The sequence below is a fragment of the Rhodoferax sp. genome, from assembly GCF_030646845.1.
Taxonomy (GTDB): Bacteria; Pseudomonadota; Gammaproteobacteria; order Burkholderiales; family Burkholderiaceae_C; genus Rhodoferax.
In genome coordinates this window covers 32681-51174 of the sequence record NZ_JAUSLE010000052.1, presented here as the reverse complement: position 1 = coordinate 51174, position 18494 = coordinate 32681, and the positions used below count along the sequence as shown (strand labels likewise).

Genomic DNA, 18494 nt, shown 5'->3' with positions numbered 1-18494 from the left:
CTCGAGGCGCAGGCAAAGGCGTGGACAAGCAATCGCCCACCGCCGCCAATGGGGAGAACGGCGGGAGCGGTGGCCTCCTCGCTGGTGCGGCCGGCGCCGGCAGTCGCGACCCCCGCCGCCGCGAGGCTCTCGAGCGTCTCGAGCAGTCCAGCTTCGCGCCAATCGAGGACGTGGTTGTTGGCCAGCACGCAGCAATCAATCCCGGCCGCCGTGAGGCAGTCGATGTTCCCCGGATGCATGCGGTAGTTGATCCCCTTCGGCCAGGCTTGGGCGGATCGCGTCACGGCCGTCTCGAGGTTGACGATGCGCAACTCCGGACGAAACGGCCCGACGGCGCCGGGCATGTCGCCCCAGACATAGGCCGCCGGCACGTCCCGCGGGATCGGCCCGTTGGCAGCCTCGGCCAATCGGACATAGTCCAGAGCCGACTTGACATAGTCCTCGTGCAGCTCGGGCGGCGACGGATGACGCATTATCTGATCAATGCCGCGCCCCGTCATGACGTCGCCGGCAAGCATCAGGGTGATCACTGCCATCCCCACACACCTTTCTTGGTCGCGCCATCGGAGCACGGCAAGAACGAGATTCCTGTGTGACGCCATCGGTATCGTCCCCCAACAGTTAGGCTCAACTCGCGCGCGGCGATTGATTTGGCTCAAGATGCGTGGGCTTTGGTTCGGCAGGATGCCCGCGGCGGGTTGGCTGGACTACACCGAGATGCGAGGCCACAGCCGACGGTGCGCAATGCGCAAGCCGATGTAGAGACGCTCTCGCCGATCGCTCGATCGCGCACCTTCTCGCCAACCAGACACAACCCGCGGAGAACGCGAATGAACCGCCTGACAATCCCCTCCAAAAGCTGGATCCTCGTATGCGATGGCGCCAAGGCGCTGCTGTTTCAGAACGCCGGCGACGGATTGGCTCTGAACCTCAAGGTCGCCGAAGTCCTGCACGAGCCGCACCCGCCGACACGTGAAATGGGTACGGACCGGCCGGGGCGGGCCTACGATGCGATGGACGGGTCGCGCAGCAGCGTGGAAGGCACGGACTGGCATCAGGAGGCCGAGGCGACTTTTCTGCGCGGCATCGCGACGAAGCTCGACGACCTCGTGCGGTCGCGAGGCCTCAAGGCTCTGATTGTCGTCGCACCGCCAAAGGCACTTGGGATTCTCCGCGACGCAGTCACGCCCGCGGTGCGGGCGGTGCTCTCGGCTGAGATTCCCAAAGACCTCGTGAAGCTGCCCACGCTGGAGATCGAACGTCACCTCGCGGCGATGCGCGAGCTGCCCTGATACGTCCCGGTCCGATTGACCTGTATCAAGCCGCCCGTGGGACTGGGCGCTAAGCTGCTCGATGGGACACTGGGGTCTGTTCTTCGTGGCGAGCGGCGGAGGTGCCTGGAACATGGAGACGATCCACAAGCGTTCGGACCAAGTCGTCCGTGCCAACCTCAAGGACTACGACGCGGGACGCGCGAGCTTCACGTGGGATGCGGCGCGGACCTTGCTCGACGGCCTTCCCGGTGGCGGCCTGAATATTGCGCACGAGGCGATCGATCGGCACGTGGCGGCCGGGCTCGGTGACAAGGTGGCGATCAGATGGATCGCCAAGGACGAGAGCCGCCACGACTTCGCCTATGCCGACCTCAGGGCGAGAACCAATCGCTTTGCCAATGCGCTCCAGTCGCTCGGCGTCGGGAAGGGCGACCGCGTGTTCTGCCTGCTCGGCCGCGTCCCCGACCTCTACATCGCGGCGCTGGGGACGCTGAAGCTTGGCGCGGTGTTCTGTCCGATGTTCTCGGCGTTCGGACCCGAGCCAATCAAGGCACGCATGTCGATCGGCGAGGCCAGGGTGCTGGTCACCTCGGAGGCGCTGTACCGGCGCAAGGTCGCCGGCTGGCGGGCCGAGCTCGCCCATCTCACCGACGTCCTGATCGTCGATGCAACCGGCGATCCGCCCGAGGGCACGCGCGATCTCGCGGTGCTGACGGGCACGGCATCGCCCGAGTTCGAGATCGCCCGCACCCAGCCCGAGGACATGGCTCTGCTCCACTTCACCTCGGGGACCACCGGAAAGCCCAAGGGCGCCGTGCATGTGCATGAGGCGGTGGTCGCCCACAATGTCACCGGCCGCTACGCGCTCGACCTCCATCCCGACGACATCTTCTGGTGCACGGCCGACCCCGGCTGGGTCACCGGCACCTCCTACGGGATCATCTCGCCGCTCACCAACGGCGTGACCATGATCGTCGACGAGGCGGAGTTCGATGCCGAGCGCTGGTACCGCATCCTCGAGGCCGAGAAGGTAAACGTGTGGTATACTGCCCCGACCGCCATCCGTATGCTGATGAAGGTCGGCACCGATCCGCTCAAGGGCAAGGATCTTTCGAACCTGCGGTTCATGGCCAGCGTCGGCGAGCCGCTCAACCCGGAAGCGGTAGTGTGGGGCAACCAGACGTTCGGAATGCCGTTCCACGACAATTGGTGGCAAACGGAAACCGGCGGCATCATGATCGCCAACTATGCCTCGATGGACGTCAAGCCCGGCTCGATGGGCAAGCCCCTGCCGGGCATTGTCGCCGGCATCGTCGAAAAGACCGGGGACGGCGTGCGCGAGGTCGGCCGGCCGATGGTCATCGGCCAGCTGGCATTGCGACCCGGTTGGCCCTCGATGATGCGCGCCTATCTTCACGAGGAGGAACGCTACAAGAAGTGCTTCGTATCTGGCTGGTACATCTCCGGCGACCTCGCGATGCGCGACGAGGACGGCTATTTCTGGTTCGTCGGCCGCGACGACGACGTGATCAAGAGTGCCGGGCATCTGATCGGCCCGTTCGAGGTCGAGAGCGCGCTGATGGAGCACCCGGCGGTGGCCGAGGTGGCTGTCATCGGCATTCCCGACGAGATGGTCGGAGAAGTGGTCAAAGCGTTCGTCGCGCTCAAACCCGGCTTCGAGCCGAGCGACGATCTGAACCTCGAACTCCTTGGCCACGCCCGCAAGCGCCTCGGCCCGGCGGTCGCCCCCAAGGTGATCGCGTTCCGGCAGAACCTGCCCAAGACGCGCAGCGGCAAGATCATGCGCCGGCTGCTCAAGGCGCGCGAACTCGGGCTGCCCGAGGGTGACATTTCGACGCTCGAAAGTGACGAGAAATGACCGACACCGCCGCCAAGCCTCACCTCACCCGCGCCCATTCGCTGGAGCTGTTGCGGCAGATGATCCGGATACGGCGCTTCGAGGACAAGTGCGCCGAGCTCTACACGCAGGAAAAGATCCGCGGCTTCATGCATCTCTACGATGGCGAGGAAGCCATCGCCACTGGAGTGATCCCGGTCCTCGGCGACGGGGACCGGATCGTCGGCACCTACCGCGAGCACGGCCACGCGCTGGTCCGCGGCGTGCCGATGAACGAGGTGATGGCCGAAATGTACGGCAAGTCGGGAGGCTGCTCCGGCGGGCGCGGCGGCTCCATGCACCTGTTTGACCGGGCCAGGCGTTTCTATGGCGGGCAGGGCATCGTGGGTGGCGGCCTGCCGCTGGCGGTCGGGCTGGCGCTGGCCGACAAGATGGCCGGGCGTGCAGCCCTGACCGCCTGCTTCTTCGGCGAGGGGGCGATCGCCGAGGGCGCATTTCATGAGGCCATGAACCTGGCCGCGCTGTGGCAGTTGCCGGTGCTGTTCTGTTGCGAGAACAACGGCTATGCCATGGGCACGGCGCTGGCGCGTTCCGAGTCGCAGACCGATCTGTGCGCCAAGGCCGCGTCCTACGGCGTGGCCACGGTGCAGGTCGACGGCATGAACGTGGTGGCGGTGCTGGAGGCGGTGCAAGGCGCCGCCCAGCAGGTGCGTGAGGGCAGCCGTCCTGTCTTTGTGGAGCTGCGCACCTACCGCTTTCGAGCCCACTCGATGTTTGACCCTGACCTGTACCGGGTCAAACAGGAAATCGATGCCTGGAAGACGCGCGGGCCGATCCACACCTACAGCGCCCGCCTCAAGGAACAGGGCGACCTGACCGAGGACGAATTCCTGGCACTGGATGCGGCAGCGCAGGCCGAAGTCGATGCCGCCGTGGCCTTTGCCGAAGCCGGCACCTGGGAGCCGGTCGAAGACCTGCTGCGCGACATACACACCCCTGAAGGAGCCACCTGATGGGCCGGCGCATCAGCTACCGTGACGCCCTGCGGGAGGCGCTGCGTGAAGCGCTGCAGGCCGACCCGCGCGTGTTCTTGATGGGCGAAGACGTGGGCTGCTACGGCGGCACCTACGCCGTGTCCAAGGGGCTGCTGGAAGAGTTCGGCCCCGAGCGCATTCGCGACACGCCGCTGTCGGAGCTCGGCTTTGTCGGCGCCGGTATCGGCGCCGCGCTGGGCGGCATGCGCCCCATTGTGGAGATCATGACGGTCAACTTCAGCCTGCTGGCGCTGGACCCCATCGTCAACACGGCAGCCATGCTGCGCCACATGTCGGGCGGGCAGTTTTCCGTGCCGGTGGTGATCCGCATGGCGACCGGTGCCGGGCGCCAGGTGGCCGCCCAGCACTCCAACAGCTTCGAGGGCTGGTATGCCCATGTGCCAGGCCTGCGGGTGCTGGTGCCGGCCACGGTGGAAGATGCGCGCGGCATGCTCAAGCCCGCTCTGGCCGACCCCGACCCGGTGCTGATTTTCGAGCACGCCCAGCTCTACAACATGGAAGGCGAACTGGCTGACGACTACGAGGTGGACATCTGCAGCGCCAAGGTGCGGCGTGCTGGCAGCGATGTGAGCCTGATCACCTTCGGCGGCAGTCTGCCCAAGGCCTTGCGCGCGGCCGAGGAACTGGCGGCCCAGGGCGTGTCAGCCGAGGTGATCGACCTGCGGGTGCTGCGCCCGCTGGATGACGCGACCGTGATGGCCTCGGTGCGCAAATGCCGGCGCGCCGTGGTGGTAACTGAAGGCTGGCGCTCGGGCAGCTTCGCCGCCGAGGTGATGGCGCGCATCAGCGAACAGGCTTTTTTTGACCTGGATGCCCCGCTGGCCAGGGTGTGCAGTGAAGAGGTGCCGATCCCCTATGCCCGTCACCTGGAAGAGGCCGCCCTGCCCCAGGTGCCAAAAATTGTGGCGGCGGTGAAGGCCTTGATGGGGACCAGCGCGTGATCGAGTTCAAGCTGCCGTCGCTCGGCGCGGACATGGACGAAGGCACGCTGCTGAGCTGGAGCGTGGCGCCGGGCGATGCCGTGAAACGCGGCCAGGTGGTCGCGGTAGTGGACACGTCCAAGGCGGCCGTCGATGTGGAGATCTGGCACGACGGCCGGGTCGGCGAGCTGCTGGTGCAGCCCGGGAGCAAGGTGCCGGTCGGCACGGTGCTGGCCACTGTGCTGGAGCCGGGTGAAGTGGCGGCACCCCCGGCAGTTGCGCCAGCCAAACCGGTTGCCGCAACGGCCCCGGTCGCCACGGCGGCGCCGGTGTCGGCAGCGCCGCAGCTGGCGCAGCCTGAGCAGGCTCCGGCGGGGCGGCGTCCCGTGTCACCTTCCGCGCGCAAGCGCGCCAGAGAGCTTGGCATCGATCCCGACAGCGTGCGCGGCACGGGTGTACAAGGAGCCGTCACCCTGGCCGACGTCGAGGCAGCGGCGCGCACGCCGCCGGTGCCTGCCACCGGTGTTGCTACAGCCGCGCCACCCACGACGCCAGCGGCAGTGCCCGATCGTCAGAAGGAAATGCGCAAGGCCATTGCTGCCGCCATGAGCCGCTCCAAGCGCGAGATTCCGCACTACTACCTGTCCGAGAAGATTCCGATGCAAGTGGCGCTGACCTGGCTGCAACAACGCAACGAAGGCCTGCCGATCACCGAGCGCATCCTGCCCGCTGTGCTGCTGCTCAAGGCCGTGGCCATCGCGCTGCGGCGCACCCCCGAGCTCAACGGGTTTTACCTCGACGGGCAGTTCCAGGCCAGCCCGGCGGTGCATGCCGGGGTCGCTATTTCGCTGCGCGGCGGCGGGCTGGTGGCGCCGGCCATCCACGATGTCGGTGACAAGCCGCTTGCGCAGCTGATGCGCGAGCTGGCCGATCTGGTCAAGCGCGCGCGCGCGGGTTCGTTGCGCAGCTCCGAGATGTCCGACCCCACGATCACCGTCACCAATCTGGGCGATCAGGGGGCAGAAACCGTGTTTGGCGTCATCTACCCGCCGCAGGTGGCGCTGGTGGGCTTTGGCAGCATCGTTGTACGCCCCTGGGTGCAGGACGGCGAGGTGCGCGCGCTGCCCGTGGTGAACGCCACGCTGGCCGCCGATCACCGTGCCTCGGACGGGCACCGCGGCGCCCTCTTTCTGGTCGAGCTGCGCGACGTGCTGCAGCGGCCGCAATCGCTGGCGGACGCGTGCACGGCGCCCGCCACCAACCAGGGAGCTCAAACATGAAGCCCGACCGACAGACGCTGGTGGAGACCGTGGTGACCCTGCTGCGTTCCATCGCCCCGGAAGTGGAACCCGACACGCTGGAGCCCGAGCGGCCCTTGCGCCAACAGGTTGATCTGGATTCAATGGACTGGCTCAATTTCCTGGTGAGCCTGCACGAGCGCTTCGGCGTGAACATCCCGGAGGCGGACTATGCCGGGCTGGTGACCCTCGACAACGTCGTCGACTACCTGCAAGCCCGGCTCGCCTGAAGCCGGACCGGGGCGAGCCCTGCGTGGCAAGTGTCAGCGTGCGGCCGCCGCCTTTGGCCGCCCGACCGTCTGCGACAGCAATACCTGCTGGTCATTGTTCAGCCCCATGGCCTGCGCCAGCGCACCGCGATTGATCCAGGCACGAATCACCGTGGCCAGGCCAGTCGAGGCGCAATACAGGTAAACGTTTTGCGCCATGGCACCGGCCGCCGCCGACGCATAAGACTCCCGCTGCGCCGCCGGCACCAACTTCATGCGGGAATAGTCGGCAACAAACACCAGGTCCAGCGGCGCGTCCTCCACAAAGTCCTGGTAGCCGGTGACGCGGCGGGCATCGATGGCGCTTACCAGATCCAGCGTGTGGGTCGTTGCGGCGTAGCGGTACAGGCCAGCGGGCAAGGCGACGTACACGTCCACCTCTTGGGCATTCATCGCGCTGGGCGCTGTACGGCCACCCAGCGCGACGCGGTTGATGCCAGCGGCCGCCCACAGCAGATCAGAGAGCATCTGCTCCGGCAGCGGCGCCGGATCGAACTCCCGCAGTGACTGGCGTTGCGCCAGCGCCTGCATCAGTGGCATGCCGCCCGTCAGCCTGACTGGCGGCAGGTGCATCGTGCTGGCGGCGTCACCCACAGCGGGCTCTGGTTTGAGCTGCCCGAGCAGGCCCAGCGCCATTTTGGTCAGTGTGTTCATGTGTACGCTCCTGTTGAATGATTGGCGATCAAGGCTACTTGCCCGGAAAAACCGCCCGCACCACCCGCCCATCGGACAGCTGACACTCGCCCTCGCCACCGCCCGACATGCCCCGCACGGGCTCGACCAGGTGGAAGCGGCAGCGCAGTCGCTGGTTGTTCTGCGATTCCAGGGTGGCGACCACCTTGCCGGAGTAATGCGTGATGAACTGGGTGGTCGGGTAGGCCGGAGAGAAAGGACTCCCCCAATACGGCCAGTCGTACCAGCCGCGGTGCCAGTGCGTCCACAGCGGGTCCAGCACCTCACTGCGCGTTTGCCGGGTGATCTGGAAGAACCGGCCCTGAAAGACCGAATCTGGAAGCGCTGCTGTCATGGTGCCCGATATGCCGCCGTCGGTGCTCTTCCAGTTGAACGCCACCAGCTGTTCCTGCGCCCCGACGCCGGTCACTTGTCCGCCGCCGGTGCCGGTGGTGGTGCACGCGGCCAGCGCAGCGAGGCACAGCAAAAGCGCTGTCAATAGTCTTGTCGTTTTCATGAGGTCAGTCTAGACACGGCAGAGCCTGACGCATTGCTTTTTCTCAAGCCACAAGCCCAGGTCATGAAAGTGGCCGCCTCGCCAAGCGCCCCTGAGCGGCGGCAGTGCGAACAGGGGGGATTTCCACGCGCTTTTCTCACTTTAGTTTGCGCCTGCCGCGGCCCACAATCCACCTAAACGAGGAGATTCCATGACATTGCAGTACCAGCTCAAAGAGGGCAACTACCATTTGTACGACATGAGCACGCCGGCCAGCAAGGTCACCGGAGAGCATCGTCTGCGACTCAAAACCGACAACGTCGCCATTGCGTTTGACGTGCGCACCGGTGTGCTGCATGAGCATGGCAGCCCCGTTCGCATCCAGTCCTGGGCCACCACGGCGCGCCGCCGGCTGCGCGCCGCCGGGGCGCTGGACAGCGCCAATGACATCGTCGTGGTGTCCGGCCCGCTGCCGGTCGACGAGATCAACAAATGCTTGCAGATCAGCGGCTACTGCCGGCGCATGTTCACACGGCTGGCCACGCTGCCCCACGGGAAACGGATCGAGCGCACGCGCGCGGCTTGATTGCTATTGTTTTTATAGCTGCTTACGCATATAACATGTGGGCTAGAGGCCTATTTGTTATATAGACCCGCCGTCTGATCGATTGATTTATGCGCCTGCACCAGGCACTCCTGGAACGCCCGCGTCACGCGGGATGGCTGCGGCGAGCGCCGCACGATGCTGAAAAAACTGCAGTCATAGCGAAACAACGCCGGCTTGACAGCCCGCATCTGGCCATTGCGCACAAAGCCTTCGGCATAGTGATCGGGCAAAAAGCCCAGATACCTGCCCGACAGGATCAGCGTCGCGATGGACTCCTGGTCATAGCCGGTGGCCTTGCGCGGCAAGCGCAGCTGCTGGCTGATTTCCATATTGGGCGAGTGGTAACCCAGGCCCGCAAAGTGATGGGCGCGCATGTCGTCCCACGTCATGTCGGCAGGCTCGGCCTTGAACAGCGCATGGCGCGCACCGCAGTACAAGAACATGGTCTCGGTGAACAGCTCGTCGTAAGCCAGCGTCTCCGAGCTGCGATGGCCCGGAATGACCCCGACCTGAAACTGCCCGTCGATCACGCCACGCTCGATGGTGTTCAAAGGCGCCACATGCAAGTGCAGACTCACTTCTGGCGCAACATCCGAAAACAGGGCGATCGCTGCACCGATGTGGGCGGCCGGGTTGCTGGCGGTCTTGTCGAACACCGCGATGTTGAGCTGACCGCCCATGCGGCGATGAATCTCGTCCACACTGCCGCGAAACGCGTCCACCCCGGCCAGCAGGCGCAGGGTCTCGGTGTAAATCTGCTCACCCTCGGTTGTCAGGGCAAAACCGGCCCGCCCCCGGCGACACAGGGTCAGCCCGACGCGGGTTTCCAGATCCTTGATGTGGCGGCTGACCGTGGAGGTGCCGATGTTGAGCTCCAGCTCCGCGGCGGCCATGCCCCCGCACTCCACCACGCTTTTGAACACCCGTAGCAGGCGAATATCCATGTCGCTCAACTGGCCCAGGGCGGCCCGGCTCTTTACTTGCATAGATTGATAACTGAATAGTGATACTTATACATTTATAAGAGTAACAGAGCCCATCAGAATCGCAAGCTCTTTCCCCCATTCAGGAGACACCATGGATATGAACGATGCACAGCAGCTGGCCGCCCCTCGCACCGACGCCGCCTGGCTTGAGGCGCACTGGATGCCCTACACCGGCAACCGCGAGTTCAAGGCCAACCCGCGCATGATGGTGAGCGCCAAAGGTTGCTACTACACCGACAACCATGGCAAAAATATTTTTGACGGCCTGTCCGGCCTGTGGTGCTGCGGCTTGGGCCACGGGCGCACGGAGATCACTGATGCAGTGACCAAGCAGATGGCCACGCTTGACTACTCCCCCGCATTCCAGTTCGGCCACCCGCTGTCGTTCGAACTGGCCAACAAGCTCAAGGAACTCACCCCCGCGGGGCTCGACCATGTGTTCTTCACCGGTTCCGGCTCGGAATCCGCTGACACCTCGCTCAAGATGGCACGAGCCTACTGGCGTACCAAAGGCCAGGCCAGCAAGACACTGCTGATCGGACGCGAAAAAGGCTATCACGGCGTCAACTTTGGCGGCATCTCGGTCGGCGGCATCGGGGCCAACCGCAAGATGTTTGGCCAGGGTATTGCGGCAGATCACCTGCCCCACACCCAGTTGGCCAGCAACGCGTTTTCACGCGGCATGCCGGAGAAGGGCGCGGAACTGGCGGACGACCTGCTCCGGCTGATCACCCTGCACGACGCCAGCAACATTGCGGCCGTGATTGTGGAACCGTTCTCGGGCTCGGCCGGCGTGGTGATTCCGCCCAAGGGCTACCTGCAGCGCCTGCGCGACATCTGCACCGCCAACAATATCCTGCTGATTTTTGACGAGGTCATCACCGGCTTTGGCCGCGCCGCCGCCTACACCGGCGCCGAGGCCTTTGGCGTGACGCCCGACATCATGAACGTCGCCAAGCAGATCACCAATGGCGCGCAGCCGCTGGGCGCCGTGCTGGTCAAAAAAGACATCTACGACACCTTCATGGCGCAGGGCGGGCCGGACTACATGCTGGAATTCGCCCACGGCTACACCTACTCGGCCCACCCGGTCGCCTGTGCCGTCGGCCTGGCCGCGCTGGACCTGCTGGTGAAAGAGAACATGGTCGAGCAGGTCAAAGCCGTGGCGCCGTATTTTGAGAACGCCGTGCACAACCTCAAGGGCACCAAGCACATCACCGACATCCGCAACTACGGTCTGGCGGCAGGCTTCACCATCGACGCGGTGCCTGGCGAGCCCGCGCGGCGCCCTTATGAGATTGCCATGGCCATGCTGAAAAAAGGCTTCTATGTGCGCTACGGTGGCGATACCATCCAGCTCGCACCGCCCTTCATCACGACCCCCGCCCAGATTGACAGCCTGATCAACGCGCTGGGTGAGACCATCAACCAAACGGCTTGAAGCCACTTTTTACTGATATCTCTTATGCAAACCCTCCCAACGATTCATCACCTCATTGACGGCCAGCTGGTGGCTGGCGGCAGCCGCTATTCCGAGGTGTTCAACCCGGCGACCGGCAAGGCGGAGAAACGCCTGTTGCTGGCGGACAAGACCACCGTCGAGCAGGCCATTGCCTCGGCCCACGCCGCCTACCCCGCCTGGCGCGCCACCACGCCACTCAAGCGGGCGCGGGTCATGAGCAAGCTCAAGCAGTTGCTGGAAGAAAACGCTGACCAGATCTGCGCCCTGCTCACGGCCGAGCATGGCAAGGTGCTGGGCGACGCCATGGGCGAGCTGCAGCGCGGCATTGAAAACGTCGAATACGCCAGCTACGCCCCCGAATTGCTCAAGGGCGAACACAGCAGAAACGTCGGCACCGCCGTCGATTCGTGGAGCGAGTTTCAGTCGCTGGGCGTGACCGCCGGCATCACCCCGTTCAACTTCCCCGTGATGGTGCCGCTGTGGATGTGGCCAATGGCTATTGCCTGCGGCAACACCTTTGTGCTCAAGCCATCCGAGCGCGATCCCAGCAGCGCCTTGCTGGTGGCAGAACTGGCACTGCAGGCGGGTCTGCCGCCCGGTGTGCTCAACGTGGTGAACGGCGACAAGGAGGCCGTGGACACGCTGCTGCATGACAAGCGCGTGCAGGCCATCAGTTTTGTGGGCTCCACGCCGATTGCCGAGTACATCTACGCCACCGGTTGTGCCAATGGCAAGCGGGTGCAGGCCCTGGGCGGCGCCAAGAACCATGCGGTCGTGATGCCCGACGCCGACGTGGCCAACGCCGTAAGCGCGCTGATGGGCGCCGCCTACGGTTCGTGCGGCGAGCGCTGCATGGCCATTCCGCTGGTCGTGGCGGTAGGCGACGCCACTGCCGATGCAGTGGTGGCGGGGCTGAAGGTCGAGATTGCCAAGATGAAGGTCGGCCCCGGTGTCGACGCCAGCAACGACATGGGGCCGCTGGTCACCAGGCAGCACTTCGAGAAGGTCAAGGGCTTTGTGGACCAGGGCGTGGCCGAGGGCGCCACGCTGGTGGTCGATGGCCGCGGCATCAAGGTGCCCGGCCATGAAGAAGGCTACTTTCTCGGCGCCTGCCTGTTTGACCACGTCAAGCCCGGCATGACGATTTACCAGGAAGAAATTTTCGGGCCGGTGCTGGGTGTCATGCGCGTCAACAACCTGCATGAAGCCATGGACCTGATCGATGCCCATGAGTACGGCAACGGCACCTGCATTTTCACCCGCGATGGCGAGGCCGCGCGTTACTTCACCGACCACATCCAGGTCGGCATGGTCGGCGTCAATGTGCCGTTGCCGGTGCCGGTGGCGTACCACTCGTTTGGCGGCTGGAAGCGCTCGCTGTTTGGCGACCTCTCGGCCTACGGTCCGGACGCCGTGCGGTTTTACACCAAGCGCAAGACCATCACGCAACGCTGGCCGTCAGCCGGTGTGCGGGAAGGCACGGCGTTCAGCTTTCCAAGCAACCGCTAAATCGTCTGATGTCGTCAACACCCGCTTGACTCTGGAGAGTCAAGCGGGTGACGCCATGCCGCATCGATCTCCGCGCGCAGGTCCGCCTCACGGTCGGCGTAGCGTGGGGAAAAATGAAATGGAATAACCAGTTTTGCCCCCGCCTCACGCGCGATGCTGCCCGCTTGGCGGGCGGTGAGATGATGTTTCCGAATGGCGTGATCCGCATCCTGCTCAAGAAATACGCATTCAATGAATAGCTGCGCTGCATCCGCCGCCAGCGCCGTGATGCGTTGCACGTTGTCCTGCTGAAAAGCGACGTCGGTCACATAGCCGATCTTGCGTCCCGGCACCAGACGCAACACCTCGGCCTTGAGCGCCCCCAAAGGGAAAATGCGCTCATGCTCGCCGTTGCCGTCACGCCACCAAGCCCGCACCGGGGTATCGTCGGGGGCGCCCCGGATCACCGCATCCTTCAGTTCCTTCAGCCACGGCCCGACCGCCAGCCCCAGCTCGGCAAGCCGGTTCTTCCACACGTTGACGTGGGTTTTTTCCTCGACCGCGAAACCGAGGCAAGGCGTACCGTGATCGAGGAATGCCGCGCGCACGCGAAACGCCGGCTCATCAAGCAGCACACCGTCCTGCAATCGCGGCGCTGCGAGCGGCTCGGCTTGAAAGCGGTTGTGACCGCGCAGGCGGGTGCCGCGGGCCAACCATCCGGCATCGACCTCCCAGACATCGACCGTAAAGTCGCCGGGGTAGTGCTCCACCAGGTTCCAGGTATAGGCAGCCAGCTTGTGCCCAACCTGCTCTGCAAAACCGGGCGGACCGTACAAGCGGATGCCCGTGAGGCGGCCGAGGCAGATGCGAAGCAGCCGGTCGAAACCGGAGAAGTGGTCCATATGGGTATGTGAGACGAACACATCCGAAATCCGCAGTATCTTTTTCGGCGGCAACGCCGTGAGATCGCCGAGATCAAACAGCAGGGCCCGTTTCTCGAACTTGAAATCGACGTAGAGGCCGGGGTCGCCGAACGCATCGTTCACGAGTTCGGGTCGGAAAATCGGACGCATGGCGGCAGGCTTGGGCAGGACGGTATATGAATGTCCTGTTTCGTTCAGTTGAGGAGCAACACAGGCTATTCTTCGCGGATGGCCCGTGGGTCGATTGAGTTTTGTCAATCGGGCCTCGCTTGTCCACACACTGCACGTTGCACAACAGCAAACCAGGAGACCCGCATGCACATCGGCGTACCCAAGGAAATCAAGAACCACGAATATCGGGTGGGGCTGACGCCCGCCAGCGTGCGCGAACTGACCGCGCATGGCCACCAGGTCCTGGTGCAGACCGGTGCCGGCGCCGCCATTGGCCTGACCGACGAGCAATACCGGGCCGCCGGCGCCAGCCTGGTGGCAGACGCGGGCGACGTGTTTGCCCAGGCTGACATGATCGTCAAGGTCAAGGAGCCCCAGCCGCAGGAGTGCGCCATGCTGCGCCCGGGCCAGATTCTGTACACCTACCTGCATCTGGCCCCCGACCCGGCGCAGACCGCCGCACTCATCAAGTCAGGCGCCGTGTGCATTGCCTACGAAACGATCACCGGCCCTGGCGGCGGCCTGCCGCTGCTGGCGCCCATGAGCGAGGTGGCCGGCCGCATGGCAGTGCAGGCGGGTGCCACCCACCTGGAGCTGTCCAAGGGTGGCATGGGCGTGCTGCTGGGTGGCGTACCCGGTGTGGCGGCGGGCCATGTGGTGATCATCGGCGCCGGTGTCGTGGGGACGCACGCACTGCAAATGGCGGTCGGTCTGGGGGCGCGGGTGACGGTGCTGGACAAGAACGTGGACCGGCTGCGCCAGCTGGACCTGGTGTTTGGCAACCGTATCAACACGGTGTACTCCGGCCCCCAGAGCGTGGAGGATGCGGTACTTGATGCCGAACTGGTCATTGGCGGGGTGCTGATTCCTGGCGCGGCGGCGCCCAAGCTGGTGACACGCAGCATGGTGTCCCGCATGAAAAAAGGGGCGGTGGTGGTCGACGTGGCGATTGACCAGGGCGGCTGCTTCGAGACCTCGCACGCCACCACACATACCGAACCCACGTTCATGGTGGACGGTGTGGTGCACTACTGCGTGGCCAACATGCCGGGCGCCGTGGCCCGCACCTCAACCTTTGCGCTCAACAACGCCACGATTGGCCATGCCGTGGCGCTGGCGGACAAGGGCTGGCAGCAGGCCCTCAAGGACAACGCGCACCTGAAGAACGGCCTGAATGTGGCCAGCGGTCACGTCACGTATGAAGCGGTCGCCCGTGCGCTGAGCTACGACTTCGTACAGGCCGACATCTTGCTGGGCTGAGGTGTTTACTGCTTGATCGCTTCGATCTGGATCAGCAGGCGCACCTCTTTCGGAAAACCATAGGCGAGGCCGTAGTTCATGCCGAACTGGGTGCGGTCAATGGTGGTTTCAAAATCACCGCCGCAGACTTCGCGCTTGACCATCGGGCTGTCGTAGCAATTGAAATTGGTCGCCTTGAGCGTGACCGGATTCGTCTTGCCAAGCAGGGTCAGGGTGCCGGCCACTTCCGACACCTTGTCACCATTGAAGCTGAACTTGTCGGCCACGAATTTGGCGGTGGGGAACTTGGCGGCGTCAAACAGTTCTGCGCTTTGCAGATGCTTGTTGAAAGGCGCCGTGCCGGTGTTGATCGACGCGATGTCGATCACGATCTCAACCTTGCCGTTTTTGCCGGCGCGGTCAAACTGGACCGTGCCTTCTTTTTTGTCAAAGCGACCACGGTTGGTGGACGTGGCGAAATGGCCGATCTCGAACGTCACGAAGGTGTGCGTTGGATCAATGGCGTAGTTGGCCGCTTGGGCCTGGCTAGCGCCAGCCAGCAGGGTGGCAGCAGCGGCAACAGAGAGAAGGGAAAAACGCATGTGAAGACTCCTGAGATGGATGTTGAGGAAGGGGGTGAGAAAAAGGAAGGGTGAGAAGCCGGTCAGACCTTGCCCACGCCGCTCAGGGCCAGCTTGAATTTGACCTGCACGTCGTCAGCCACCATGGAAGTGTCGGCCCATTCGTCTTCACCAATCTTGAAGACCAGGCGCTTGATGGGGAGCATGCCAGTGGCAACCGTCACAGCACCGGCTTGCGTCATGCTCAGCGGCACCACGACATCGCGGGACTGACCCTTGATGCTGAGCTTGCCGGCCACTTCGTATTTGCCGCCACCCAGGGCCTTGAAGCCGGATGAGACAAACGTGGCTTGCGGGAATTTGGCGGTGTTGAACCAGACCGCTTTGGGCAACTCGGCGTCCACCTCGGCAGAACCCAGGGTGGCACTGGCAATGTCCACCGTGAAGGCGACCTTGTTGCTTGCGGGCTTGGCGGCATCAAAGCTGATTTGGGCATCAAACTTCCTGAAATGACCCTCCACCGGAACGCCCATTTGCTTGACCACAAAGCCGACGTTGCTCTGCGCCGGCAACAGCTTTTGCTGCGCAAATGAAGGCAAGGCCGTGACTGACAGCAAAGCGGCCGCCAAGGGCAAGAGAAGGGAAGCAAATTTCATGGTGAACTCTTTGAAAATTTTCAGGAACGGCCCGGCAACATGCGGGACAGCAAGCCGTCGCGGTCGATCCAGTGGTGCTTGAGCGCGGCGGCAATGTGCAGGCTCGCCAGACCGACCAGCGCAAAGGCGGAGAGCTCGTGCAGCGGCTTGATCATGTCGGCCAGCGCCTTGTCAGGCGCCAGCAAATCAGGCAGGGGAATCTGGCCAAACCAGACAATCGGAAAACCGGCGGCCGAACTGTAGGCCCAGCCAATCAGCGGCACTGCAAAAAACAGCGCATACATCAGGTAATGGGTGGCATGGTAGGCGCGCGCCTGCCAGGTCGGCATGGCTTGCGGCAAGACCGGGGGGCGATGGGTCACACGCCACAGCAGACGCAGCACGGACAGCGTCAGAACGGTCACACCCGCCCATTTGTGCCAGTTATAGAGCTTCAGGCGCAGCGGCGAGATGGGCAGGTCGGTCATGAACACCCCGACCGCAAACATGCCCAGAATGGCCAGCCCCAGCAACCAGTGCAAGGCAATCGCCAAAGGCGTGTAGCGGGACACGGCATGGGCCGGGCCGGAGGATGGTGATACCGTCACGTCAGGTTTCCTTGAGTTGGGTCATCAGGGGTCAGCCCCTGAAGTGAGCGAAGTTTAGGGGTCGGCCAGTGCAACCGTGTTCATTTGAATTGAAGCTTTGGTTCAAATATTTTGAACACGTATACCTTCGAGACTTCAAATTCGAAGTCTGCCTCATTCTTCATGCCGCGCAAATCCAGGGCCGGCGGGTCGTTGGACCTATAGTCAGGCGATCATCCTGAAGCTGAAGGAGCCCGATCATGCGAAGCCTATGCCAGAAGTCCCTGACCGCCTTTGCTGCGGCCATTGCGGCGGCGTCATCCCTGGCCCAGGAAGCGGGCGGCCTGCCGCTGTGGGAAATTGGCGCGGTCGGCGTCGGGGTGGCACAGCAGGCCTATCCCGGTGCCTCGGCGCGCGTCAACACCGGTCTCTTGCTGCCCTATCTGATCTACCGTGGCGAATATTTGCGGGCCGATCGCAGCGGCGTGGAGTTGCGCGCGGTCAAGACCCCCAAGTTCGAGCTTGACATCGGTTTCGCGGGGGCATTCGGGGCCAGCTCCGACGACATTGAGGTCCGCCGCGGCATGCCCGATCTCGGCACGCTGGGCCAGTTCGGGCCGCGTGTGAAGTGGCACCTCGGAGCAGGGCCGATGCAGGGCAAATGGCGGGCCCAGTTCCCGCTGCGCGGCGTGTTTGACCTGAACGACCACCTGGCCTACAAGGGCGTGGCATTCGAGCCGGAGCTGATTTTCGAGCGCTCGGGCCTTGGCCGCTGGAACTACAACGCCAGCATCGGCGCGGTGTGGGGCAATCGGCAGCTGGCTGACACCTACTACGGCGTGGCACCGATCTATGCAACGCCACAGCGCGCCGCTTATGTCGCTGACAGCGGAATAATCAACTGGCGACTCTGGGGGGGCTTCTGGCGCGACCTGTCACCGGACTTGCGGCTGTTCGGCTTCGCCCGGTTAGACAGCGTGGGCGGCACTGCCAATGCATCCAGCCCACTGGTGCAGCAGCAAAACGGGGTCTCGGTCGGTCTGGGCTTCACCTACACATGGAAACGATCCGACCGTCGCGCCGCTGACTGAGCGCGCCACTCAGAGTCCCAGCGTGTAGCGGTGCGCACCCCGGCTCAAACCGGGGAGCTTGCGCGCGGCGTCGAGCATGATGCGCGCCGAGAAAGCAACCGGATCGAAGCGCGCCTCCAGCAGCAAACTCTGGTGCGGGCCGTGGGTGCCGTTGCCGCGGCGGTCCAGCACCACGCCGAGCCCTTCCTCCCCCTCGAAATCGGACAGCTGGTCCACCTGGAACACCTGCGTGACCTCCCCGGCAAACAGCGGATCAGCGGCAATGACCGCCTGCACCTGCGCCAGCTCGACGCCACGCTCCAGCTCCACATACACATAGTGCTGCGGCGTACCGTCGGCGCCACGGTATTCACCGGCCAGCGCGCCCTTGACGCCGCGCACGCCTTCCACCACCGCGGTGTGGTGCAGGCTCAGGCCGGGGTGCCGATGAAATACGGTGTGGCCGTGCGGAATCAGCATCTCGAAGGCGCTGCGCAACAGCGGCAGGACACCGGGATCCCAGCCAGCGCCCACCACCGCCGCCACGTGATGGTTGTCCGCCGCCTCGCCCAGCTTGCTGTAGTGCCACTCCAGTGTCCGGCTTCCGAGACAGGCGCATTCAACGATCGGAATGCGCGCCTGCAGGAGCTCGAACGCCACGCCCAGCACGGCATCAGCCGGCACGCAGACCAGGGCGGCCCGCACCCCTGCCAGCTCGCTCACATGCGACGCGACGGGGAAGCGCTGCAAACGGCCGGGCAACGTGCCGGGTGCAGCACCCGGCGCATGCGGACGGCGCACCACGCCAGCCAGCGCCAACTCACCGTCGTCAATCAGGGCCTCGGCACACGCACGGCCCAATTGACCCAGACCAATCACCGCCACCTGTAACTTAGTCATCGC

Annotated in this window: 20 protein-coding genes; 11 read left to right on the top strand and 9 right to left on the bottom strand. The window is 64.4% G+C overall.

Going from position 1 to position 18494, the window contains the following annotated elements; translation table 11 throughout:
• Positions 1 to 536: CapA family protein (locus Q7T10_RS12820; protein WP_304748784.1), on the bottom strand; the 536-nt coding region annotated here is incomplete at its 3' end.
• A gap of 294 nt (positions 537 to 830) precedes the next feature.
• On the opposite strand from Q7T10_RS12820, the gene Q7T10_RS12815 reads away from it, so the two are divergent.
• The 6 genes from Q7T10_RS12815 (at position 831) to Q7T10_RS12790 (ending at position 6635) form a co-directional block, all read left to right on the top strand.
• Positions 831 to 1292 carry a host attachment protein gene (locus Q7T10_RS12815; protein WP_304748782.1) on the top strand — a complete coding sequence of 154 codons (462 nt, stop codon included), beginning with the start codon at positions 831 to 833 and terminating at the stop codon, positions 1290 to 1292.
• A gap of 112 nt (positions 1293 to 1404) precedes the next feature.
• Complete coding sequence (acsA, locus tag Q7T10_RS12810) at positions 1405 to 3153, top strand: acetate--CoA ligase (protein ID WP_304748779.1); 1749 nt, start codon at positions 1405 to 1407, stop codon at positions 3151 to 3153.
• Positions 3150 to 4145: a pyruvate dehydrogenase (acetyl-transferring) E1 component subunit alpha gene (gene pdhA / locus Q7T10_RS12805; protein ID WP_304748777.1), complete on the top strand. Its 996-nt coding sequence runs from the start codon at positions 3150 to 3152 to the stop codon at positions 4143 to 4145. Before acsA ends, pdhA begins: the two co-directional genes overlap by 4 nt.
• Positions 4145 to 5128, top strand: coding sequence for an alpha-ketoacid dehydrogenase subunit beta (locus tag Q7T10_RS12800; protein ID WP_304748775.1), 984 nt, complete (start codon positions 4145 to 4147; stop codon positions 5126 to 5128). The genes pdhA and Q7T10_RS12800 overlap by 1 nt, the downstream gene beginning before the upstream one ends.
• On the top strand, positions 5125 to 6387 hold the full coding sequence (locus Q7T10_RS12795; protein WP_304748770.1) for a dihydrolipoamide acetyltransferase family protein: 1263 nt from the start codon (positions 5125 to 5127) through the stop codon (positions 6385 to 6387). Before Q7T10_RS12800 ends, Q7T10_RS12795 begins: the two co-directional genes overlap by 4 nt.
• On the top strand, positions 6384 to 6635 hold the full coding sequence (locus Q7T10_RS12790; protein ID WP_304748768.1) for an acyl carrier protein: 252 nt from the start codon (positions 6384 to 6386) through the stop codon (positions 6633 to 6635). Before Q7T10_RS12795 ends, Q7T10_RS12790 begins: the two co-directional genes overlap by 4 nt.
• 33 nt (positions 6636 to 6668) lie before the next feature.
• Here the strand turns inward: Q7T10_RS12790 and Q7T10_RS12785 are convergent, their stop codons facing one another.
• On the bottom strand, positions 6669 to 7328 hold the full coding sequence (locus Q7T10_RS12785; RefSeq protein ID WP_304748766.1) for a nitroreductase family protein: 660 nt from the start codon (positions 7326 to 7328) through the stop codon (positions 6669 to 6671).
• 34 nt (positions 7329 to 7362) lie between these two features.
• Positions 7363 to 7863: a hypothetical protein gene (locus Q7T10_RS12780; RefSeq protein WP_304748764.1), complete on the bottom strand. Its 501-nt coding sequence runs from the start codon at positions 7861 to 7863 to the stop codon at positions 7363 to 7365.
• Between the two features lie 190 nt (positions 7864 to 8053).
• Here Q7T10_RS12780 and Q7T10_RS12775 point away from each other — a divergent pair, with 190 nt between their 5' ends.
• On the top strand, positions 8054 to 8428 hold the full coding sequence (locus tag Q7T10_RS12775; RefSeq protein WP_304748762.1) for a hypothetical protein: 375 nt from the start codon (positions 8054 to 8056) through the stop codon (positions 8426 to 8428).
• Between the two features lie 50 nt (positions 8429 to 8478).
• Here the strand turns inward: Q7T10_RS12775 and Q7T10_RS12770 are convergent, their stop codons facing one another.
• Complete coding sequence (locus tag Q7T10_RS12770) at positions 8479 to 9435, bottom strand: LysR family transcriptional regulator (RefSeq protein ID WP_304748760.1); 957 nt, start codon at positions 9433 to 9435, stop codon at positions 8479 to 8481.
• A 91-nt stretch (positions 9436 to 9526) separates the two neighbouring features.
• On the opposite strand from Q7T10_RS12770, the gene Q7T10_RS12765 reads away from it, so the two are divergent.
• On the top strand, positions 9527 to 10876 hold the full coding sequence (locus Q7T10_RS12765) for an aspartate aminotransferase family protein (RefSeq protein ID WP_304748758.1): 1350 nt from the start codon (positions 9527 to 9529) through the stop codon (positions 10874 to 10876).
• Between the two features lie 24 nt (positions 10877 to 10900).
• Complete coding sequence (locus tag Q7T10_RS12760) at positions 10901 to 12406, top strand: CoA-acylating methylmalonate-semialdehyde dehydrogenase (protein WP_304748757.1); 1506 nt, start codon at positions 10901 to 10903, stop codon at positions 12404 to 12406.
• Between the two features lie 14 nt (positions 12407 to 12420).
• On the opposite strand, the gene Q7T10_RS12755 is transcribed toward Q7T10_RS12760, so the two are convergent.
• Positions 12421 to 13458, bottom strand: coding sequence for a ribonuclease Z (locus Q7T10_RS12755; RefSeq protein ID WP_304748788.1), 1038 nt, complete (start codon positions 13456 to 13458; stop codon positions 12421 to 12423).
• A gap of 165 nt (positions 13459 to 13623) precedes the next feature.
• Here Q7T10_RS12755 and ald point away from each other — a divergent pair, with 165 nt between their 5' ends.
• On the top strand, positions 13624 to 14739 hold the full coding sequence (gene ald, locus Q7T10_RS12750) for an alanine dehydrogenase (protein WP_304748754.1): 1116 nt from the start codon (positions 13624 to 13626) through the stop codon (positions 14737 to 14739).
• Positions 14740 to 14744: 5 nt separating this feature from the next.
• On the opposite strand, the gene Q7T10_RS12745 is transcribed toward ald, so the two are convergent.
• The 3 genes from Q7T10_RS12745 to Q7T10_RS12735 all read right to left on the bottom strand — a co-directional run bounded on the left by Q7T10_RS12745 (position 14745) and on the right by Q7T10_RS12735 (position 16542).
• The gene (locus tag Q7T10_RS12745; protein ID WP_304748753.1) at positions 14745 to 15320 is read right to left on the bottom strand and encodes a YceI family protein; all 576 of its coding nucleotides are present in this window, start codon (positions 15318 to 15320) and stop codon (positions 14745 to 14747) included.
• 62 nt (positions 15321 to 15382) lie between these two features.
• Positions 15383 to 15955: a YceI family protein gene (locus tag Q7T10_RS12740; protein ID WP_304748751.1), complete on the bottom strand. Its 573-nt coding sequence runs from the start codon at positions 15953 to 15955 to the stop codon at positions 15383 to 15385.
• Positions 15956 to 15975: 20 nt separating this feature from the next.
• Positions 15976 to 16542: a cytochrome b gene (locus Q7T10_RS12735; RefSeq protein ID WP_304748748.1), complete on the bottom strand. Its 567-nt coding sequence runs from the start codon at positions 16540 to 16542 to the stop codon at positions 15976 to 15978.
• A 239-nt stretch (positions 16543 to 16781) separates the two neighbouring features.
• Between Q7T10_RS12735 and Q7T10_RS12730 the strand changes: the two genes are divergently transcribed.
• A complete protein-coding gene (locus tag Q7T10_RS12730) occupies positions 16782 to 17612 on the top strand; it encodes a MipA/OmpV family protein (RefSeq protein WP_304748744.1) in 831 nt (276 codons plus the stop codon).
• A gap of 9 nt (positions 17613 to 17621) precedes the next feature.
• On the opposite strand, the gene Q7T10_RS12725 is transcribed toward Q7T10_RS12730, so the two are convergent.
• The gene (locus Q7T10_RS12725; RefSeq protein ID WP_304748742.1) at positions 17622 to 18491 is read right to left on the bottom strand and encodes a hypothetical protein; all 870 of its coding nucleotides are present in this window, start codon (positions 18489 to 18491) and stop codon (positions 17622 to 17624) included.
• Positions 18492 to 18494 lie beyond the last annotated feature (3 nt).